The following is a 20,534-nucleotide window of genomic DNA, read 5'->3' on the forward strand; positions in this document are numbered from 1 at the left end:
AAAATAAGATTTAAAGTTTGCAAACAATTAACTAAGATTATAGTTGATAAACTAAATGCTTAGTTGTAGATTTGATTTAACTAATTCAACCTTTATGGAAATAAAAGAACTAACCAAAGCAGAAGAGCAAGTGATGCAGGTATTGTGGGATTTAAAAAAAGGTTTTGTGAAGGATGTTATTGATCAGCTTCCTAACCCTAAGCCGGCTTACAATACGGTGTCTACTATCATTCGCATTTTAGAAACAAAAGGATTTGTGGACCACGAAGCCTTCGGGAAAAGCCACCAGTATTTTCCCAAAATAAGTAAGGAGCAATACAAAAGTTTTGCCACCGAAAAGCTTCTGCAAGGATACTTCGGTAACTCTGTCGAAAGCATGTTTTCTTTCTTTGTCAAAAAGGAGAAGATAGACTTAAAAGAAGCTGACGGGATAATGAAACTAATCGAAAACCTAAAAAATAAGAAATTATGAGCTGGTTCAATTTTATTATCCAGGTAAACCTATTCCTACTAGTATTTTACGGTTTCTATATCATGCTACTCAGGAATGAGACCTTCTTCAACTTAAACAGGGCCTATCTCGTTGGTGCAAGTATTTGCTCGTTCCTTATTCCAGTGTTACGGAGCGATTGGGTAAAGTCGCTGTTTTTAGCGCCTAAGGTCGGGGAGTTGACACAAGTGGTCATGTCGAACGCAGAAATAGTTGTTTTCGCCGAACAGGATACTGGCCCGGCTCTTATTGATATTCTCACAGCAGTTTACCTAACAGGAGTCGTGGTTTGTGCTGCACGATTTCTTTTTGCGCTCTACTCTCTGACTTCAGTGCCTCCGTCAGCCAAAAATGCCTATTCGTTTTTCTACCGGATAGTCGTCTCAGCGGACGTAGAAGGTCGTGATTCGATTATGAAGCATGAAGAAGTACACGCACGTCATTTCCATTCTGCTGATGTAATCTGGTTTGAACTAGTTGCCATTGTTAACTGGTTCAACCCGGTAGTCTACTTATATAAAAGATCGATCACACACATTCACGAATACATTGCAGATGAAGCGACAGCCAGCAAAACGGGGAAATCCAAGTATGCGCTATTGCTGCTTAGTAATGCCATGGGAATAAAGCCAAAAGCATTAGCCAACAGCTTTTTCAACGAGTCACTATTAAAAAGGAGGATACTTATGTTACAAAAAGCAAGATCGGCGAAGGTCGCCATTTTGAAGTACGGACTTTCAGTTCCGCTATTTATGCTAGCAGCAGTTATATCAACTGCAGCAGCAGAAGAGAAAATTGAACAAATTCAAGCGTCGTTGGAGCTTCCATCCAAGGAAGTGTTTACTACGCAGAATGAGCCGAAGCCGGGGCCGGTGAAGGAAGAAACAAGAGAAATACGTCTTAGACTGGATGATTCAAAAACAACCTTGGAGTCTGTTGAACGTTCGTTCCCTACTGTATCTAACGGTCTTCATAAGGACGAAATAAAGCCGTTGCAGGACAGCAGTATTTACGATTTTTCGAAGGTGGATAAACTACCAGAGTTTCCGGGGGGAATAGAAAAATTTTACAAGTTCGTAGGAAACAACTATCAGATTCCTGCAATACTTAAAGAAAAGGGCGTTAAGGGCAGGTTGATTGCAACGTTTGTTGTAGAAAAGGACGGGACCTTGAGCGGGATCCGGTCTTTACGGGACCTTGGGCATGGAACTGGAGAAGAACTTGTTCGGGTACTTCAATCAGGAGGAAAATGGATCCCTGGCGTGGCAAATGGCAAGCCCGTAAGAATTCAATATACCCTTCCTGTTATGTTGAACTCTCAAACGCTGGGTAATGGAGACTTCATGATCAGGGGAGATGGATTAGATAAGGCTTACATCTTGCTGGATGGAAAGCCAATCAGCCGCGAGGAAATGCTAAAAATTGACTCTGCGAAAATTGAATCTATCAGGGTAATAAAAGAAGATGTAGCTGAATTCAGTCAGTACAACGTTCCGGAAGGAAAAGAAGGTCTTATCCTTATTACAAGCAAAAAACAATAAAAACACAAGAGCCCTTCGCTTTCGCGTAAGGGCTCTTTAATTTCCTCCTTGCCTCGTGGCACAAAATTAACGAATTTCTTCTTCTTTGAAAAACTTGGCAGTGAAATAATCACGCCTCATTCTATTGATATTCGTCATAGAAATTTCTTTAGGACACTCAATTTCACAAGCTCCGGTATTTGTACAACCTCCAAAGCCTTCTGCATCCATCTGAGCAACCATTGATTGCACACGACGGTAACGCTCGGGTTGACCTTGAGGCAATAGTGCTAATTGAGAAATTTTCGCTGACACAAATAGCATCGCAGAAGCATTTTTACAAGCAGCTACACAAGCACCGCACTGGATACAAGTAGCAGAGTTGAATGCTTCATCTGCAATTGGTTTCGGAACAGGGATCTCATTCGCATCAGGAACACCTCCTGTATTTACTGAAATATAACCACCCGCCTGCTGAATTCTGTCGAACGCAGAACGATCTACTGCTAAATCTTTAATTACCGGGAAGGCTGTAGCTCTCCATGGCTCTATGGTAATGGTCTCTCCATCGCTGAAGCTGCGCATATGCAGCTGGCAAGTAGTAATTGCTCGTTTTGGTCCGTGAGGACGACCGTTGATGTACAAGGAACACATACCGCAAATACCTTCACGACAGTCGTGATCAAAATGTATTGGGTCCTCTCCTTTTTTTACTAATCCCTCATTCACTACATCCAACATCTCAAGAAACGACATATCTGGTGAAATGCCATCTGCTTTATATGTTACAAATCCTCCCTTGTCAGAAGCGTTTCTCTGCCTCCAAACTTTCAGGGTTAAATTCATGTGTCCGCTCATCTTTTTATTGAGTTAGGAAGTATGAAGTATCAACTCGAAGAGCAATACTTCATACTTCAGTTTTCTTATTTATAACTACGCTGTGTTAATTTAACGTTCTCGTACACCAGGTTTTCTTTGTGAAGATTCTCAGGCTGGTTATCGCCAGTGTATTCCCATGCTGCTACGTATGCGAACTCGTCGTCATTACGCAACGCCTCACCTTCTTCGGTCTGGCTCTCCACCCGGAAGTGACCACCACAAGATTCAGCACGCTGAAGCGCATCTTCCACCATCAGGGCTCCAAGCTCGATGAAGTCGGCTACACGACCAGCTTTTTCAAGCGACATATTAAGCTCTTCATTGATACCCATCACCCGCGCGTTTTTCCAGAAGTCTTCTTTCAATTCTGCGATCAGGCCCTTTGCTTTGGTCAATCCCTCAGCACTACGAGCCATTCCACAGTATTCCCACATGATGTTCCCTAATTCACGGTGGTACTCATCAACCGTTTTAGTTCCCTTTAAGGAAAGCAATTTCTTAACGTTATCTTCTACTGCCTTTTTAGCTTCCGCGAAAGCGGGATGTTTATCATCAATTGGCTTCGGACCGATTGTCGCCAGGTAATCTCCAAGCGTGTACGGAATTACAAAATATCCGTCGGCTAGTCCCTGCATCAAGGCAGAAGCACCTAAACGGTTCGCACCGTGATCGGAGAAGTTGGCCTCCCCAAGCGCATAACATCCAGGGATGGTGGTCATCAGGTTATAATCCACCCAAAGTCCGCCCATTGTATAGTGAACCGCAGGGTAAATACGCATTGGCTGAGTGTACGGATCTTCGTCAGTAATTTGATAATACATGTCGAAAAGGTTACCGTATTTAGCTTCCACAGCAGCTTTCCCTAGACGCTTGATCGCATCAGCAAAATCAAGGTATACCGCTTTACCAGAACCTCCAACTCCACGCTCGTCATCCACAGCCTCCTTAGCGTTACGTGACGCAACGTCGCGGGGAACAAGGTTACCGAACGAAGGATATTTACGCTCCAGGAAGTAATCTCTATCCTCTTCTTTAACATCGCTAGCCTTTAACTCTCCTTTACGGATTCTGGCAGCTACTTCTCTTGATTTTGGTACCCATACACGGCCATCATTACGAAGAGATTCAGACATCAGCGTTAGCTTTGACTGGTGGTCTCCGGTAACAGGGATACAAGTTGGGTGGATCTGCGTAAAGCAAGGATTGCCAAATAATGCACCTTTCTTGTGCGCTCTCCAGATAGCCGTCGTGTTGCTACCCATTGCATTGGTTGAAAGATAGAATACGTTTCCGTAACCACCTGTACAAAGAAGAACGGCGTGGCCGGCATGTGTTTCGATTTCACCGGTAATCAGGTTACGTGTAACGATACCACGAGCTTCGCCGTCTATCTTCACCAAATCGAGCATTTCGTGACGATTGTACATCTTCACTTTGCCCTCGTAAATTTGGCGGTTAAGAGCTGAGTAAGCTCCTAAAAGCAACTGTTGTCCGGTTTGACCGCGGGCGTAAAAGGTACGCGATACCTGTGCACCACCAAATGAACGGTTGTCTAACAAGCCACCGTATTCACGCGCAAAAGGAACGCCTTGTGCAACACACTGATCGATGATGTTTACGGAAACTTCAGCTAAACGATGAACGTTTGCTTCGCGAGCTCTGTAGTCACCTCCTTTGATTGTATCATAGAATAAACGGTAAACACTGTCTCCGTCATTGCGATAGTTCTTTGCAGCATTGATACCTCCCTGAGCGGCAATAGAGTGTGCACGACGAGGGCTATCCTGAAAACAGAAAGCTTTTACGTTGTACCCCAGCTCAGCAAGAGACGCTGCGGCTGCCGCACCAGCAAGACCGGTACCAACTACAATAACAGTATATTTACGTTTGTTAGCCGGGTTAACCAGCTTCAGATTAAATTTATGCTTTGACCACTTTTCTGCCAAAGGGCCATCTGGTATTTTAGAATCTAAAATCATCTCAGAAAATATTTTTATCCCTTACAATGGGAGTGGTTATTGATTTAAAGTAGTGATGTAAATGTAAATCGGGATCGCTGCAAATGCTGCTGGAATGATGATTCCAAACAACCACGTTCCTAACCAGTTAATTGCCGGCTTGTACTTAGTGTGGTCAAAACCTAAGCTTTGAAACCCGCTTTGAAAGCCGTGGTATAAGTGAAAGCCCATCGCTATCATGGAGATCACGTACAACACCACGTACCACAAGCTGCTAAAAGAGAATACCACCACCTGATACAAATCTTTAGCCACCAGTACTTCGCGACCTGTCTGCGTGTTTACGTACTCTGCATGAATTAAAGGCTCGCCGCTAATTGGCAGATTAGTTACCTTTACATCAGAAGGGTTCGATAAACTCATTTCGTACTGCGTGTAAGGCAGCCCGCCCCAGTGGTACTTAAACCAGAAGTTACCCATGTGGATAACGATGAAAATTAAGAGGATAGTACCGAGGATACCCATGTTTCTGGAACTCCAGGTACTGTTGGCTGCTCCGTTATACGAAGCGTAACTAACTGGACGTGCCTTCTTGTTGTGGATGGTTATCACCAACGCATATACAGCATGCAAAACGATAGATGCATACAGTAAATACGAAATAATTTTGATGGGCAAAAAGTGAGTCATGAAGTAAGAGTACTCATTAAATGCCTTGCCTGCATCATCTTTGAACAATTGTAGGTTTCCAATTAAATGGACTATCAGAAACAGGGATAAAAAGAGCCCCGTTAAGCCCATGATCAATTTCTTCCCCAATGTTGACGAGAAAGCTTTAGTAAAACTGCTCATTTCCTTTTGTTTGATTTTGATTTGTTAGGAGTGCAAAAGTATTTAATAATACTCGAATATATAGACAGTAAAATGGAGCTGGCAAAAATTAAGAGCTATTTAGAAACGTTCTAATTTGGTAGGCAGACAGCTTTAAAAACGCCGAAAAGGGGATTTTAAAGAGCGATTACCTGTTCTTTGACGACTCCAAAAACCTTTGTTCCCGCTGTCACCGGAAGGCAGTATTTTCCCGTAAATTTGCCAAACGCTGGTAGCACCGCCTGGTGCTCAGCAAAATGAAAACAGGAGAGTAACAGCGACTGTCTGGCTTGTCCCCGTATTTTAACACCAGGGTGGATATGCCCGCAAATGAAATACGTGTTGGCGGGTATAGGGAGAGCTTTTGAGGGAGGCTCATGCACAAATGTAAAAGGGCCAAGTACCAGCTCATCGAGTACGATTACTCCAGCCTCTTCATAGATGTCCTTGTGTAAAATGTCATGGTTCCCTTTGATCAGGATTATCTTCAGTGAGGGGAACTGGGCCGCCCATAATTGCAACCAGTTCCAGTCATTATTCAATTCACTGTGAAAAAGATCTCCGAGCAGCAGGAGCTTTTTGGGGCTCAATACCCGGATTAAATCTGAAAGGACCGCCAGCTCTTCCTGCTCCATTACTTTCGGGATAGGAATTCCGGCTTTGCGAAAATGCCCAACCTTACCAATGTGCAGATCTGCAACAATCAGCGTCTGCTCCTCTTTCCAGTACAGCGCCTTTTCTGGTAAAAGCATAAATTGTTGCCCCTTAAACTCCCACTGCAATCCTTTCAGTAACATCCCTCAAAAGTAAAAAAGCCTTTCGCTATAAACGAAAGGCTTTTCTGTTTAATATATTTCTTAATACTTATTGAACCACAGGAATTCCGCCGATGATTCTGGAACCATCAGGCAATATGCCGTTAATCCGAACCACATTGTTCTGCGTAGCTTTTAGCGCATTGCTTACATCTTCAGGTTTGGACACTGCCCTGCCGTTGATGCTGGTGATAACTGTTCCTTTAGTAATCCCGTTTTCTTCCAAAAGGCCGTTTTCACGAGTTCCGGCAACAATCACCCCTGAATTCACTTTGTACTTCTGCTTTTGAGCAGCGGTAAGTGGAGCAAAGGTTCCGCCAAGTTTTCTCATTACGTCTTCCGTGCCAGCTGTGTTTTTAGCAATTTTCAGGTCTCCTTCTCCTTTAAGAGTTACAGTAACGTTGCGCTCGTTTCCACCTCTCTCGTAGGTTAACTGCACTTTGTCTCCCGGACGAAGACGGGCTACGCGTTCCTGAAGATCTGCAGACGAGGTGATACGATTTCCTTCTACTTTAGTAATGATATCACCTTCTTTAATTCCGGCTGCAGCCGCGCCGCCATTCGGAACTACAGTGTTCACATACAAACCATTAATTTGGTTAACGCCTAGTTCTTTAGCTACTGTTGCGTCCAACTCTCTGAAAGTGATACCTACAAGTCCACGTTTTACGCTGCCGAACTTGATAAAGTCGTCCATAATTTTTTTAGCGAGATTGATCGGAATGGCAAATCCGTAGCCCTCATAGTTCCCACTTTGTGACGCTATCGCCGCGTTGATACCAATCAGCTCTCCCCGGGTATTCACCAAAGCTCCACCGCTGTTACCACGATTGATAGCCGCATCTGTTTGAATAAAAGCTTCAATCGCTGAGTTTACGCGAGGTTCGTTAGGGTCGGCATAGCCTCGCTGTTGCTGTTCTCCCAAAATTCCGATGCTTCTGCCTTTAGCACTTACAATACCAGCGGTGACCGTGGTGTTAAGTGTAAAAGGATAGCCGATCGCCAGTACCCATTCTCCCACCTGTACCTGGTCAGAGTTACCAAGTTTTACAACTGGAAGGCCAGAACCTTCAACTTTGATCACAGCTAAATCCGTGTTCGGGTCGCGGCCAACTATTTTCGCTTCAAACGCTCTTTTATCAGGTAAAATCACGTCAATTTTTGTTGCGTTCTCTACTACGTGATTGTTAGTCACAATGTATCCGTCATCAGTAACAATCACTCCTGAACCAGATGCCATTTGTGGAGCACGCTGGCCACCGCCACCCCTGGGTGTTCCAAAGAAATCGCGGAACATATCTTCAAAAGGATCTCCACCTCCGCGACGCGAACTAGCATTTCCTTCATACGTAGTTTTGATATGTACAACCCCGGGAGTCACCGCTGCCGCTGCCTGAACAAAATCGACATCGCCAGCAGACGAAATTGCCTGTGGGTTATTTGCGAAATAAACTTTTTGTCTTTCTTCAAGACTCATGTTAGCAGTCTGCCTATCTTCAATAAGCTTGTACCCACCAACAGCAACTGCACCTCCAATAAATGCAGCAAGAAGAGTTACGCCTATTTTTTTCATACTATTAATTTTCCTCTCGTGTGTTTTGTGCTTCAAATTTAATACCAGTAAAACGGATTCTGCAATTTACAGGTATGGTAAGTTTTGTTAAAAATTGTTAAACCACAGTTAAAAAGATAGCCGAGCACCAGCAGATATTACAATTTTATGTACCGCAGGTACTGCAAAATTCCTTCCACAATTTGTAATCTTGCATTACGGATGAAAGTACATTTTTATAAATATCAGGGTGCAGGTAACGATTTTATTTTGATTGATAATAGGCACCTGGGTTTAAACCACCAAAATCCTTCATTGATAGCGGGTCTTTGCGATCGCCGCTTTGGTATTGGAGGGGATGGTTTAATGCTTCTGCAGAACAAAGAAGGTTTTGACTTCGAAATGGTCTACTACAATTCGGACGGCCAGCCTAGCAGTATGTGTGGTAACGGCGGAAGATGCATAGTAGCATTTGCAAAGCATCTGGAGATTTTTGAAAAGGAAACTAACTTTTTGGCAGTTGATGGGCCTCATTATGCCACAATTTCCGAAGAGGGCAACTGGGTCAGTCTTCAAATGATCAACGTGGAAAAAATTGAGCGCGACGGAGAAGCATTTGTATTAAACACAGGTTCTCCGCACTATGTAAGCTGTACCAGCAACCTCAGGGATAAAAATGTTTTTGCTGATGGCCGGGTGATAAGATACAACGAACGGTATGCGAAAGAGGGGATCAATATCAACTTTGTTGAGGATTTTGGAGATCATTATTTTGTAAGGACCTATGAGCGGGGGGTAGAAGATGAAACTTACGCCTGTGGGACAGGGGTGACAGCGGTTGCATTAGCTATGGCAAAAATGAAAGGACAAAAAGGAGCTGTGAGCACGCCGGTGAAGGTTTTGGGAGGAGACATTAACATTCGCTTCAACTACGATGGTCAGAAATTCTCAGATATTTTTCTGGAAGGACCAGCAACGTATGTATTCGAGGGGGATATTGATATTTAATAGCTCCAACTCTCGCTGACGGTTTCGATTAGAAAAAGGGATAAGCAGCTTTGGGCAATTAACCGCTCATTTACTATCTAGTCTAAAAAAACTATTTTCTGATTTTGTTAAAAGAGCTTGTGAAAGCCATGAGCTCTTTATAATTGTCATCCACCCCAATTTTTAAAAACACATACTTTTTCCTTGCTGTAAAAAACCTACTTTTGCAGCTCTAACCACTAATTTATGCATAGAACACATACCTGCGGTGAATTAAATATCAATGATTTAGGAAAAGAGGTAACTCTTGCCGGATGGGTACAGAAAGCCAGGGATCTGGGTGGAATGACTTTTATTGACATCCGCGACCGTTATGGCATCACTCAGTTGTTGTTTAATATGGATGAGAACGCTGATTTATGTGAGCAGGCTCGCCAGGTATCCCGTGAGTTTGTAATAAAAGTTACAGGCAAAGTTGTAGAGAGAACAAACAAGAACCCTAAGATACCGACAGGGGATGTTGAAATAAAGGTTGCCGCTCTTGAAATCTTAAATGCAGCGAAGCTACCGCCTTTTCTGATCGAGGATGAGACAGATGGCGGTGAAGATCTGCGTATGAAATACCGCTACCTCGATCTACGCAGAAATCCGGTTAGAAATAATTTAGTCTTGCGTCACAAGATGGCGCAGGAAATCCGGAAGTATCTTGATGCCCAAAACTTCATAGAAGTAGAGACTCCTGTTCTTATAAAATCTACTCCGGAAGGAGCCAGAGACTTTGTGGTTCCTAGCAGAATGAATCCAGGCGAGTTTTACGCTCTTCCTCAATCGCCCCAAACCTTCAAGCAATTGCTGATGGTATCCGGCTTTGACCGTTATTTTCAAATTGTGAAGTGTTTCAGGGATGAGGATCTGAGAGCTGACCGCCAGCCGGAATTCACACAGATAGACTGTGAGATGTCCTTCATTGAGCAGGAAGATATTCTGAATTTGTTTGAGGGGATGACGCGTCACCTATTCAGCACGGTGAAAGGGATACAACTTGAAGAGTTTCCAAGAATGGCTTATAACGACGCTATGCGTTTGTACGGTTCGGATAAGCCTGATACCCGCTTCGGGATGCAGTTTACTGAGCTGAACGATCTGGTGAAAGGCAAAGGTTTCCCGGTGTTTGACGGAGCCGAGTTGGTCGTGGGAATCAATGCACCAGGTTGTGCTGCTTATACCAGGAAGCAAGTGGACGAATTGACCGACTTCATTAAGCGTCCTCAAATCGGAGCTACTGGCCTGGTATATGCCCGTTATAACCCGGATGGATCGCTAAAATCGTCTGTTGACAAATTCTACTCAGAAGACGATCTGAAAAAATGGGCAGAAGCTTTCAAAGCGGAGCCAGGAGACCTGATGCTTATTATGGCCGGTCCTACGGAAAAGGTAAGAAAACAGTTAAATGAGCTCCGTCTTGAAATGGGAAGCCGTTTAGGATTAAAAGATAAAAACAAATTCGCTCCCCTCTGGGTAGTTGATTTCCCTTTGTTGGAGTGGGATGAGGATTCTCAAAGATATCACGCAATGCACCATCCGTTTACTTCGCCTAAACCGGAGGATATTGCACTCCTGGATTCAAAACCAGGGGAGGTTAGGGCAAATGCCTACGATTTGGTTATTAATGGAACTGAGATCGGTGGAGGTTCGATTCGTATTCACGATCGGTCGTTGCAAGCCTTAATGTTCAAGCACCTCGGCTTTAGCGAGGAGGAAGCTCAAAAGCAGTTTGGATTTTTGATGGACGCTTTTGAATATGGTGCTCCTCCACATGGCGGTATTGCATTTGGCTTTGATCGTCTGGTGTCTATTTTTGCAGGCCTGGATTCTATCAGAGACGTTATTGCCTTTCCTAAGAATAATTCTGGTAGAGATGTGATGATTGATTCTCCATCAAGTATTTCTGATGAACAATTGAAGGAATTGAACATCAAAACCACAGTATAGATCTTATTGCAGGAAGGTAAGTATTACCTTTCTGCTTTTCACAGAATTACTTTTATTATTCCTTTCAATTTTGGCATTTCAAGGCAGTTGGTAACTTTTGCCCGTTCCTCGCCTTCGTCACTCCTCACCTGTTCTAAGTCTGTAAAGCCAACTACCAATAAAGCCGGGATTAGTAGTATTAAAAATGGTGACGCTAAGTTAAATTGCTTTTTCATGTCGTTTAAGTTTTAATTACTCAAATCAACGACATGTGAGGACAGAGAAAAAATGGATTAGACTAAAATAACAAGTTTCTAGATAAACGGCCTTGCAAAGCGATCAAACCTTTTTTTAATCCCTTACCAGTTGGTCGATAAAAAGAGCCCGTTCGTCGAAGCAGGGGGTTGTCCAGCTTTACTGTTATTTTACAATTAGCTCTGTATCAAGTACTTTTGTCTCGAATTCAGTCACAGGATATTTACTTTCAATTAGCTGGATTAACAGCTGTGTTGCTGCCTGTCCAATTTCGAACGCTGGTTGCCTGACGGCTGTAATAGAAGGACTGAACAAATCGACAACGTTAGAATTAGTGAATCCAGCGATCGTGATATTGCGGGCATAATCTGGATCTGCTCTTTTAACCGATTTTAAGAAGCCGGTACTTAATCTATCCTGGGCAATAAAAATAGCATCAGGCCTTTCAGGCAAATCGAGCAGCTCTTTTACCAACTGGTCTACTTCTTCTTTTCGCATTCCGCCATACTCGCTGTATTTTACATGCTTTTCTTCGAACGGGAGACCGTGTTTCTGCAATGCCCCCTTATACCCCTCCAATCGCTCTTTGGTAATGGAAAGGTGCGCCGCATTAGTAAAATGGGCTATTCGTTTATGGCCAAGGTTGATTAAATATTCAGTCGCTTCGTGGGCGCCTTTAATATTATTGGCAATAACCTTATGTGTTTGAATCTCTGACGACACCCGATCGAAAAATACTATCGGTAATCCTTTCGCATGAAGTTCTTTGAGGTAAGAGATATCTGAACTACCAGCAGAAAGCGAAATAAGCAATCCATCTACAGACCGCGAAGCCAAATGCTGGACGTTTATAATTTCTCGCTCGTACGACTCATTACTTTGAGTGATGATGACGTGATATCCTGCTCCGTATGCAATCGACTCAATTCCGTTGATAGCCTGAGAAAAGAAACTGTTAGCAATTTCACAAACCACCACTCCAATAGAGTGGCTTCTCCTTTCCTTTAAGCTTAAAGCTATTGGGTTCGGTTTGTAATTGATTTTCTTTGCATAATCAAGAACGATCTTTTTAGTCTCCTCACTTATTTCATACCCGCCTCTCAGTGCTCTTGATACAGTTGAAGTAGAAAGTCCTAGCGCTTTTGCTATGTCTTTTATAGTAATTGTTTCAAACTTCATTGCAGGTTGTAAACATCCGAAAGTAATAAAAATTACACTTAGTCTCTATAGCTTTCTATAACGGGTGGTCAAATTAATATTGTGATGATTAACATGTTGGGAAGCGAAAACAAGGGTTAATGGCTTTATTATGACGGCAATAGAAATGAGAAAAGCCAGCTACTGCTGGTTTCAACTTAAGCCAAAACTTTCTTATTCATTTGCTGCTTTTTCCAAGAGTCGCTAAGATCCCTCCATCTTTGTAGGATATAGGCCACTGACAAACTCAGACGCTTTTGCTGTAGGACTGGGACTGATAATGAACTTAGAAAAGTACTGCACCGAGACATTCACTCTTTATATTGAATTGAGCTTTACCCATTCAGTAGCCACATTCCGGCAAGCATTCTTAGTCCACTTTTGCAGCAGCATACGCACTCATCTTTCCCTATTCAGCTCACTTATCATGGAGCTGATATTATTGTTTCGCCAGCTTTCCGTTTTAATAGGCATCTCGCTACTTGCTTTGAGATGATGGAGAGGCTCGTTAAATAATTGGTATCGTTTAACTAAAATGTTGATCGTGTGCCTTTTTGTAAAAAGGTTGGTACTCCTCGCAAATAAAACTTTCTTTGCTTCTGAAATTTTTGTGTAGAAACACTAATTTGCGGTCGATTATATCGCCAATTAAACATTTATGAGTACTTCATCTTTATTTAGCTTAGAAGGCAAGGTAGCTCTTGTCACCGGTTGCAACCGTGGAATAGGAAAGGCTATGGCTGAGGCTTTAGCGGAGGCGGGTGCTGATATTATTGGTGTCTCATCTTCAATCGCGTTAAGCGGAAGTGAAGTAGAGCTGGCAGTTCGGGCATTAGGAAGAGAGTTTAAAGCCTATCAATGTGATTTTAACGACCGGGAGTCTGTAAAAAACTTCTTGGGAACGGTACTGGCTGAAAACGAAAGAATAGATATTTTGGTTAACAATGCTGGGACTATTTTGCGACAACCTGCTGCTGAGCACCCAGACGACTATTGGTACAAGGTTATTGAGATTAACCTCAATAGTCAGTTTCTTATTACTAGAGATATCGGCGCAAAAATGCTTGCACAGGGTTCCGGGAAAATCATCTTTACCGCATCGCTGCTGACCTTCCAGGGAGGAGTAAATGTTCCCGGTTATGCAGCCAGTAAAGGCGCCATCGGAAGTTTGGTGAAAGCTTTTTCAAATGAGTGGGCTTCAAAAGGCGTAAATGTGAACGCAATTGCTCCAGGCTATATCTCTACAGATAATACCGAGGCATTAAGAAACGATCCGGTTAGAAGCAAATCTATCCTTGACCGTATACCTTCCGGCAGATGGGGTGAGCCTGAGGACTTTAAGGGCCCTATCGTCTTCCTTGCATCGAAAGCGAGTGACTATGTCAACGGAACGATTTTGACAGTAGATGGTGGTTGGATGGGACGCTAATTAAATTTTACAATAAACAAAAGATATTAAGATGATAATGAATCAACGCTATGCCCAGGGCCCAAATGAAGTAGCCGCCCTGAAAACAGCAGAGCTTCGTGAGAATTTTCTTATTGAAGATTTGATGCAGGCAGATCAATTTAACTTTACATATTCTCATTACGACAGAGCAATTATTGGGAGCGTAGCTCCTGTAGCAGAAGTGCTCGAGCTTCCTACTTATGAGAACCTTCGTTCTGACTATTTTCTGGAAAGACGGGAGCTGGGAATTATTAACGTCGGAGGAGATGGCGAAGTGATCGTAGATGGGACCACTTACCAGGTATCAAAACTTGACGCCGTATATGCAGGAAAAGGATGCAAATCAGTAAGCTTTAAGAGTGTTTCTGCTGAGAATCCGGCGAAATTTTTCCTTTATTCTGTGCCTGCTCATCACTCCTATCCGCACCGTTTGATGAAAAAGGAAGACGCTTCTCCTCTAGAAATTGGAAGCAAAGAAACTGCGAATGAGCGTACGGTTTACAAGTATATTCATTTGGAGGGAATTCAAAGCTGCCAGATGGTGATGGGACTAACCATCTTAAAACCAGGTAGCGTGTGGAATACTATGCCTTCACACGTGCATGATCGCAGGATGGAGTCGTACTTTTATTTTGATGTACCGGACGGACAAGTGGTATTTCACATGATGGGGCAGCCGCAGGAAACCCGTCACCTGGTCGTTCAAAACCACCAGGCAATCATTTCGCCACCGTGGTCTATTCATTCTGGCGGCGGAACCTCAAATTACGGATTCATCTGGGCAATGGCCGGGGAAAACCTGGTTTACACCGACATGGATACTTTTCCAATCAATGAATTAAGATAAAGTAAAAAGCCCCCTTCGCCAAGGGGGCTTTTTAGTACATGGGCAGCCAGAATTGCCTGGTAAACTTCCCTTGATCTCGTGCAACCAGGCCTCATGTGAATTCTGCGTTTTGGTTCCCGGAACAGTTTTTCTCAGATACTTATTCAATCAGCGATGTCCCTGCCTTGCCTACAGGTAGGAGAATTTACTTTTTGTTTGTCATTTCTCTCATTTTCTCCTTAAGTTTAACATTTCTTTAATGCTAGCTTTTTTTATTTTCCAAGCATTTACCAATGTTGAGAGTTGATAGTTCAAAGCCTTGTAAAATTGTCTATTCATTATGTTATCATGAATACTTAGGGTATCTGATTGAGCCTCATGTAGTTCAATTGAATCCTGATGGCGATTTTTCGCTTACCTATCAGCGTCTTTTTTCCACCACAGCTAAAGAGTTTAGCGGAATTTTGAAAGAGGACGACCTGAAGTTGATCAAGTTGCTGGAGGAGACTGAGCAGGGCAACATTATAAAGCGGTACTACAAGAAGCCTGTTCGCCCCATTGAATATTTTACTAAGGTTTTTGATCAAAAGCTATTTGAAGTGATCAGGCCGAAGATTGAGAAAAAGATGGTTGAAGCTCTCGCTCTTCTATCCGGAAAAGATTTCTTTATGATGAGTAAGGAGGGCTGGCCGGTCGAAAAGCGACTTACCCTCGCTACAGAGCCAGCATCAGTGTTGTTTCATTTCAGACGTAACGAGGAGGAGACAAGGTATTTCCCTACTATCAAGTATCAGGGCATAAGGATCGAGTTTATGTTTAGAGATGCGCAGATCGTTTGCAATAGTCCTGCACGGCTGCTGTTAGACGATGTTCTCTACCATTTCGAGGGAGATATTGAAGGAAAGAAACTACAGCCTTTCCTCAATAAGCGATACATCTCGATCCCTAAGTCGTCAGAAAAAACGTATTTCGAGAAATTTGTAGCTCCTCTTATCGAGAAGCATCATGTGTATGCGGAAGGCTTTGAAATAAACACCGAGAGGTTTGAGGCTAAACCGATTTTGAAGGTCGTGTATGTGCCGGGGGGTGTTTCTCAGCTCCAGCTTTATTTCCGTTATGGGGAGTATGTGTTTGCTGCGGGGAGTGATAAAAAGGTTTCCGTGAGAATGGAGAAAAATGGGGACACTTATCTTTTCCATCGGATAAAACGTTCCCTGAGTTGGGAGACTGGTAAGTTAGAGGAGCTTAAATCAATGGGTCTAACCTCTGTAAACTCTCTATTCGTGAACCTGGAGGTGCGGGAAAAGCCAGCAGAAGAGGCCGATAGTTCTTTCTCCATTATTGATTGGCTAAACGAGCATCATCAGGTGCTACTCGAAAAGGGTTATGAAATAGAGCAGCCCGAAGGAGGAAAACGATTCTTATTTGGTACCAGCAAAGTGGATTTGGAGTTTAGGGAGGATAACGATTGGTTTGATCTTCGTGCTGTCGTGTATTTCGGGCCTTACAGAATTCCTTTCATTGATCTTAAACATCATATTTTAAACCGGATAAAAGAATTTACACTCCCTTCCGGCGAAATTGCAGTTATCCCCGAGAGCTGGTTCTCGCAATACGGTAATTTGTTGAATTTTACTGAAAATGACGGATCGCAACTTCGCTTGAAGAAACACCACATTGGACTAATTTCAGATTTTGCAGAAAGCGACCTCGCTGGTGTAACACTGGATCGGAAGCTGCAGAAGCTCACCGATTTTCAGCAGATTGAAGAGGCGACGCTTCCGGTGAATTTTCATGGCCGGCTCCGGTCATATCAAAGGGCCGGTTATAACTGGTTTCATTTCCTAAGGAAATACAACTTTGGAGGCTGCTTGGCCGATGATATGGGTTTGGGAAAAACGGTGCAGACCCTCGCATTACTTCAAAAGATCAAAGAGGAAAGCAAGGAAAAAGGTGCGAGCTGTACCTCGCTCATTATTATGCCTACTTCCCTCATTTATAACTGGCTGAATGAAGCAGAAAAGTTTGCACCTGATCTGAAAATTTTGGTGCATACAGGAAGTTTCAGGAATAAGGATGCAGAGCGATTTATGAATTTCGATGTCGTTTTTACAACTTACGGAGTTACCCGTGTAGATGTAGACATCTTAAAAAGTCTTTTCTTCCATTATATCATTCTCGACGAAAGTCAAAACATAAAAAACCCAGCCTCGAAGGCTTATAAGGCTGTCAAAGAATTGAAGTCGCAGCATAAGCTGATTCTTAGTGGTACCCCTGTAGAAAATACTGTCAATGATTTGTGGACGCAAATGTCGTTCATAAACCCGGGACTACTGGGTAATCAGCACTTCTTTCAGAATGATTTCGTAACACCAATAGAAAAAAAGAAGGACGAAGAAAAATCAAAACGCCTGCAGGCCCTGATCAAGCCTTTTGTTCTACGTAGAACAAAATCGCAGGTAGCGAAGGAGCTGCCGCAAAAAACGGAGCAGTTATTCTACTGTAAGATGAGTGAGGAGCAGGCGGAGTACTACGAAAAGGTGAAATCAGAGTATCGAAATGATTTATTACGGTCGCTGGAAGACGGTACTTTCATAAAGTCTCAAATTCAGGTATTACAAGGATTGACAAAGCTGCGACAGATCGCGAACCACCCGGAGATGATTGACGACGCATATGAAGGAGAGTCAGGGAAGTTTGAAAACGTGATTCATGCCCTGCAAAGTGTTTTGGCGGAAGGTCATAAAGTCCTGGTCTTCTCTCAATTTGTGAAGCAGCTGGATATCTACCGGCGATATTTAGACAGAGAAGGTGTACGATACTCTTATCTGGACGGCGCTACTCAAAACCGGGGAGAGGTGGTAAAGGAGTTTCAGTCTGATGAGGATATTAAAATATTTCTGATATCACTTAAAGCGGGCGGCGTAGGCCTGAATTTAACTGAGGCAGATTATGTGTTCATGTTAGACCCTTGGTGGAATCCGGCTGTTGAACAGCAGGCAGTGGATCGGACGCATCGGATTGGCCAAACGAAAAACGTCTTCATCTACAAGTTTATCACGAAAGACTCGGTAGAGGAGAAAATTCTTGCGCTGCAGAACCGGAAGCGCTTTGTAGCTGAATCATTAATTACTACGGAAGAAAGTTTTGTTAAGTCGCTTACGGCGGATGATATCAGGGAGATTCTGAACTAATGTCCAGATAGGACATGTATTCTTCTCGGGAAATAAACTCAGCCCCCATACTTTCGAGATGCTCCGTGTGAAGCTGGCAATCAATAAGCGTATATTTTTTTTGCTGACATAAGGCAATTAAGGCGATTTTGGAAGCGTTAGAAGCAGTGCTAAACATGCTTTCGCCGCAAAAGACGTTCCCAATTACGACGCCGTACAACCCACCTACCAATCTTTCATCTTGCCAAACCTCTACGGAATGCGCGTGCTTAAGTTGATGGAGCTTGTTGTACGCTTCCTGCATTTCGGGCACAATCCAGGTTCCTGGCTGATCTTTTCTCTCGGTTTGGGCGCAGGCAGCAATCACCTGCTCGAACGCCTGATTTTCGCTAATCTGAAATTTACCGGATCTTAATACCTGCCTGGTGCTCTTGCTAATTTTTAATTTTTGGGGAAACAAGACAAAACGTTGATGCGGAGAGTACCATAAGATAGGTGTCTCTTCCGAGTACCAGGGAAAAATGCCCTGGCGATAGGCTGAAAGTAAACGCTGCGGACTTAAATCTCCGCCTACTGCTAGCAGGCCATCCTCTTCAGCTAGTTCAGCAGGCGGAAATGTTATGTCTTTTTCGTCAAGCCGGAATATCACATTTGCAAAGTTAGCCCTTCTTGCGGATTACCAGCTTTTTCGTCATGGATTTTGCAATCTCGTCCATGAATTGTTGCATCTCTCCGTATTTGTTAGCTGGGATAACATGGGTCTTAAGCTCAAATGTACTGTTATTAACCACTTCGTTTTTATCCTTATCATAAGTGTATTTTACCTGATAGGACCCAAATGAAAATCTTAAGTTTACATCTGGCGGCAGAGATTCAAGTTCAAGAACGGGTGGAAGCTGATAGGTCGTTTTGTTTGTCTTCAGCATTGGGTGATCAAAGTAAAAGTCCGATTTACGAACTTCAGCTGCTGGAAAAGTATCGTTCCAAAGATCGAAAATAGTCGGCTTGAAGAACAATTTGTTACCCGCGCTAAACTCACTCAGTTTTTCATACTCCATGTTCAGCTCCAGCTCTTTTAAACCTTCTTTGTCACTGTTTTGCTTATAGTCAAAAATATCGGGTTGCTTCAGATTCAGTGTGTTAATCACTGCTTTTTTTTGATCGTCGAGCTTCTCGTAAGAAATGCCAATAAACCTGTCCCGAAAAGCACCCGAAGTGGCAAGCCTTACCTTCGCTTTGGCTAATCCATCAGGTTCTATGTTGATGTTTACCTCACTCGTAAATTTGTTATCTTCTGCTTTACTCTTAGGCGTGTTGATCAGCCTTCCCCCATTCTCAGTGACAATGAGTGCATTTCTGTTTTCAGTGAACGTGCCTAATTTCCCGAAAGCAGCTGTATTGCTGGTGCACTCTACCCAGGTAGTGTCATTTTTGAAGGGTATACAAAGTACAACATGATTAAATGGACTATTTACAAAGGTTTCATCTGCTCCTTCTTCGTTTTCTCCTGCTCGAATGATCGCATAGTAAGAAGGGATGTCTACCGCCTTTAACAGCGCATGCATGTAGTTGGAGAGCGCTTTACAATCCCCGTATTTTTTCTGATCAACGAAGCTTGCCGGGAAAGGTCTCCATCCTCCTATACCTAACTGAATGCCCACATAGCGAACGTTTTTCTGCATGTACTCGTAAAGAAATTTAGCTTTCTCTTTGTCCGTGTTCAAATGCCCAACCATCTGTTTCAGCTCTGCTACCCGGGCAGGAGGGAGTTCTGTTAGTCCTTTATTCAGTTCCTGCTGCCAGGCGCCAAAGCCTTTCCAACTGCTAAAGTCCGCCTTAATATCACCAAAGATTACGCTGTTGGTGGCAAATGTGATTTTCGGTAACACCTGCCACTTTAACGCATGTTTTTCAAGTTTAACAGCCTTCAAATTTTTCACTTCCCACTTATACACCTCCAGTCCCTCTTCTACTGTTTTCTGTGGATTTAGGGCGATATTTTTCGCTTTGTATCTGAATCCTACAGCTGGGTTTACGCTTACTTTGCAATGAGCTTCTTGTACCGAATTTTCCGGGTCTTGAATATTCCAGTCTGATAGGTCAAGATAGCCGTTGTTATAAACGTATTCGAATTGAACTTCGACAGTAACGGGATACGAAGCGACTGTGTGGTTTAAATATAATACCCTGTCGTCTGATACCAGCGTCATTCCACCGTCCGAGGCAGAATGGTCAACCATATCGCTCTTTTTATATTTTTTGATGGGACTACCGGTTGCGTCATAGACCGTCATCGTGGGTCGGTTTACACTGGTCATTTTATCGTATCCCAGTACCAAAGCCGCTTCCCGCTCCGCTTTTTCATTTAGCAGCGTAGTGATGTAATGGTATTTAACCGAGGCTTTTCCGGGAGCCTCTACTACGGTTTCATGGTTGAAGTAGCGGGTCACATAGTTCGCGTCCTTCTTCAGTTCTTCAGGAATTGCGGACGCCAGATAATATTCGGGCGGGATAGTAGTCTTTTGACCATAAGAGCCGAACGACGCTAACAAAAGTACTGTCGTGATTGAAAGTTGTAAAAGCGTCTTCAT

Annotated in this window: 16 protein-coding genes; 7 read left to right on the plus strand and 9 right to left on the minus strand. The window is 43.3% G+C overall.

Annotated features, from left to right (window positions below; translation table 11 throughout):
* The first annotated feature begins 94 nt into the window (after window positions 1–94).
* Window positions 95–472, plus strand: a complete 378-nt coding sequence (locus J4N23_RS14555) for a BlaI/MecI/CopY family transcriptional regulator (RefSeq protein ID WP_207428349.1) — start codon at window positions 95–97, stop codon at window positions 470–472.
* Entirely contained in the window at window positions 469–2,031 is a 1,563-nt protein-coding gene (locus J4N23_RS14560) for a M56 family metallopeptidase (protein WP_207428350.1), read from the plus strand. The genes J4N23_RS14555 and J4N23_RS14560 overlap by 4 nt, the downstream gene beginning before the upstream one ends.
* A 66-nt stretch (window positions 2,032–2,097) precedes the next feature.
* Here the strand turns inward: J4N23_RS14560 and J4N23_RS14565 are convergent, their stop codons facing one another.
* From J4N23_RS14565 to J4N23_RS14585, 5 genes are all read right to left on the minus strand, one after another.
* Window positions 2,098–2,856, minus strand: coding sequence for a succinate dehydrogenase/fumarate reductase iron-sulfur subunit (locus J4N23_RS14565; RefSeq protein WP_207428351.1), 759 nt, complete (start codon window positions 2,854–2,856; stop codon window positions 2,098–2,100).
* Window positions 2,857–2,933: 77 nt separating this feature from the next.
* Window positions 2,934–4,868: a fumarate reductase/succinate dehydrogenase flavoprotein subunit gene (locus tag J4N23_RS14570; RefSeq protein WP_207428352.1), complete on the minus strand. Its 1,935-nt coding sequence runs from the start codon at window positions 4,866–4,868 to the stop codon at window positions 2,934–2,936.
* Between the two features lie 36 nt (window positions 4,869–4,904).
* Complete coding sequence (locus J4N23_RS14575) at window positions 4,905–5,699, minus strand: succinate dehydrogenase cytochrome b subunit (protein ID WP_207428353.1); 795 nt, start codon at window positions 5,697–5,699, stop codon at window positions 4,905–4,907.
* Window positions 5,700–5,854: 155 nt separating this feature from the next.
* Window positions 5,855–6,514 carry a ligase-associated DNA damage response endonuclease PdeM gene (gene pdeM, locus J4N23_RS14580; protein WP_207428355.1) on the minus strand — a complete coding sequence of 220 codons (660 nt, stop codon included), beginning with the start codon at window positions 6,512–6,514 and terminating at the stop codon, window positions 5,855–5,857.
* Between the two features lie 67 nt (window positions 6,515–6,581).
* Window positions 6,582–8,105 carry a Do family serine endopeptidase gene (locus J4N23_RS14585; RefSeq protein ID WP_207428356.1) on the minus strand — a complete coding sequence of 508 codons (1,524 nt, stop codon included), beginning with the start codon at window positions 8,103–8,105 and terminating at the stop codon, window positions 6,582–6,584.
* 201 nt (window positions 8,106–8,306) lie between these two features.
* Between J4N23_RS14585 and dapF the strand changes: the two genes are divergently transcribed.
* Window positions 8,307–9,092 carry a diaminopimelate epimerase gene (dapF, locus tag J4N23_RS14590; protein ID WP_207428357.1) on the plus strand — a complete coding sequence of 262 codons (786 nt, stop codon included), beginning with the start codon at window positions 8,307–8,309 and terminating at the stop codon, window positions 9,090–9,092.
* A gap of 225 nt (window positions 9,093–9,317) precedes the next feature.
* Window positions 9,318–11,063 (plus strand): aspartate--tRNA ligase, encoded by a 1,746-nt coding sequence (gene aspS / locus J4N23_RS14595; RefSeq protein ID WP_207428358.1) that lies wholly within the window; start codon window positions 9,318–9,320, stop codon window positions 11,061–11,063.
* 38 nt (window positions 11,064–11,101) lie between these two features.
* Here the strand turns inward: aspS and J4N23_RS14600 are convergent, their stop codons facing one another.
* Both J4N23_RS14600 and J4N23_RS14605 read right to left on the minus strand, forming a co-directional pair.
* Entirely contained in the window at window positions 11,102–11,278 is a 177-nt protein-coding gene (locus tag J4N23_RS14600; protein ID WP_207428359.1) for a hypothetical protein, read from the minus strand.
* A gap of 184 nt (window positions 11,279–11,462) precedes the next feature.
* Window positions 11,463–12,476: a LacI family DNA-binding transcriptional regulator gene (locus tag J4N23_RS14605; protein ID WP_207428360.1), complete on the minus strand. Its 1,014-nt coding sequence runs from the start codon at window positions 12,474–12,476 to the stop codon at window positions 11,463–11,465.
* 676 nt (window positions 12,477–13,152) lie between these two features.
* Here J4N23_RS14605 and J4N23_RS14610 point away from each other — a divergent pair.
* The 3 genes from J4N23_RS14610 (at window position 13,153) to J4N23_RS14620 (ending at window position 17,964) form a co-directional block, all read left to right on the plus strand.
* Window positions 13,153–13,923: an SDR family oxidoreductase gene (locus tag J4N23_RS14610; protein WP_207428361.1), complete on the plus strand. Its 771-nt coding sequence runs from the start codon at window positions 13,153–13,155 to the stop codon at window positions 13,921–13,923.
* A 37-nt stretch (window positions 13,924–13,960) separates the two neighbouring features.
* Complete coding sequence (kduI, locus tag J4N23_RS14615; protein ID WP_207428362.1) at window positions 13,961–14,791, plus strand: 5-dehydro-4-deoxy-D-glucuronate isomerase; 831 nt, start codon at window positions 13,961–13,963, stop codon at window positions 14,789–14,791.
* Window positions 14,792–15,063: 272 nt separating this feature from the next.
* The gene (locus J4N23_RS14620; RefSeq protein WP_207428363.1) at window positions 15,064–17,964 is read left to right on the plus strand and encodes a DEAD/DEAH box helicase; all 2,901 of its coding nucleotides are present in this window, start codon (window positions 15,064–15,066) and stop codon (window positions 17,962–17,964) included.
* Here the strand turns inward: J4N23_RS14620 and aat are convergent.
* Window positions 17,945–18,592: a leucyl/phenylalanyl-tRNA--protein transferase gene (gene aat, locus J4N23_RS14625; protein WP_207428365.1), complete on the minus strand. Its 648-nt coding sequence runs from the start codon at window positions 18,590–18,592 to the stop codon at window positions 17,945–17,947. The two genes, J4N23_RS14620 and aat, sit on opposite strands and share 20 nt — an antisense overlap.
* Window positions 18,593–18,602: 10 nt before the next feature.
* Window positions 18,603–20,534, minus strand: coding sequence for a DUF3857 domain-containing protein (locus tag J4N23_RS14630; RefSeq protein WP_207428367.1), 1,932 nt, complete (start codon window positions 20,532–20,534; stop codon window positions 18,603–18,605).

Origin of the sequence: Pedobacter sp. SYSU D00535 (assembly GCF_017355855.1) — a bacterium.
In the GTDB taxonomy this organism is placed as follows: domain Bacteria; phylum Bacteroidota; class Bacteroidia; order Sphingobacteriales; family Sphingobacteriaceae; genus Desertivirga.

Bases quoted from the DNA above. Each gene is read 5' to 3' on its own strand.
- J4N23_RS14575 (WP_207428353.1), bottom strand. From the start codon at position 5,699: ATGAGCAGTTTTACTAAAGCTTTCTCGTCAACATTGGGGAAGAAATTG.
- J4N23_RS14600 (WP_207428359.1), bottom strand. From the start codon at position 11,278: ATGAAAAAGCAATTTAACTTAGCGTCACCATTTTTAATACTACTAATC.
- J4N23_RS14560 (WP_207428350.1), top strand. From the start codon at position 469: ATGAGCTGGTTCAATTTTATTATCCAGGTAAACCTATTCCTACTAGTA.
- J4N23_RS14605 (WP_207428360.1), bottom strand. From the start codon at position 12,476: ATGAAGTTTGAAACAATTACTATAAAAGACATAGCAAAAGCGCTAGGA.
- J4N23_RS14610 (WP_207428361.1), top strand. From the start codon at position 13,153: ATGAGTACTTCATCTTTATTTAGCTTAGAAGGCAAGGTAGCTCTTGTC.
- J4N23_RS14555 (WP_207428349.1), top strand. From the start codon at position 95: ATGGAAATAAAAGAACTAACCAAAGCAGAAGAGCAAGTGATGCAGGTA.
- pdeM (WP_207428355.1), bottom strand. From the start codon at position 6,514: ATGTTACTGAAAGGATTGCAGTGGGAGTTTAAGGGGCAACAATTTATG.
- J4N23_RS14570 (WP_207428352.1), bottom strand. From the start codon at position 4,868: ATGATTTTAGATTCTAAAATACCAGATGGCCCTTTGGCAGAAAAGTGG.
- J4N23_RS14630 (WP_207428367.1), bottom strand. From the start codon at position 20,534: ATGAAGACGCTTTTACAACTTTCAATCACGACAGTACTTTTGTTAGCG.
- kduI (WP_207428362.1), top strand. From the start codon at position 13,961: ATGAATCAACGCTATGCCCAGGGCCCAAATGAAGTAGCCGCCCTGAAA.
- J4N23_RS14585 (WP_207428356.1), bottom strand. From the start codon at position 8,105: ATGAAAAAAATAGGCGTAACTCTTCTTGCTGCATTTATTGGAGGTGCA.
- aspS (WP_207428358.1), top strand. From the start codon at position 9,318: ATGCATAGAACACATACCTGCGGTGAATTAAATATCAATGATTTAGGA.
- dapF (WP_207428357.1), top strand. From the start codon at position 8,307: ATGAAAGTACATTTTTATAAATATCAGGGTGCAGGTAACGATTTTATT.
- J4N23_RS14620 (WP_207428363.1), top strand. From the start codon at position 15,064: ATGTTGAGAGTTGATAGTTCAAAGCCTTGTAAAATTGTCTATTCATTA.
- J4N23_RS14565 (WP_207428351.1), bottom strand. From the start codon at position 2,856: ATGAATTTAACCCTGAAAGTTTGGAGGCAGAGAAACGCTTCTGACAAG.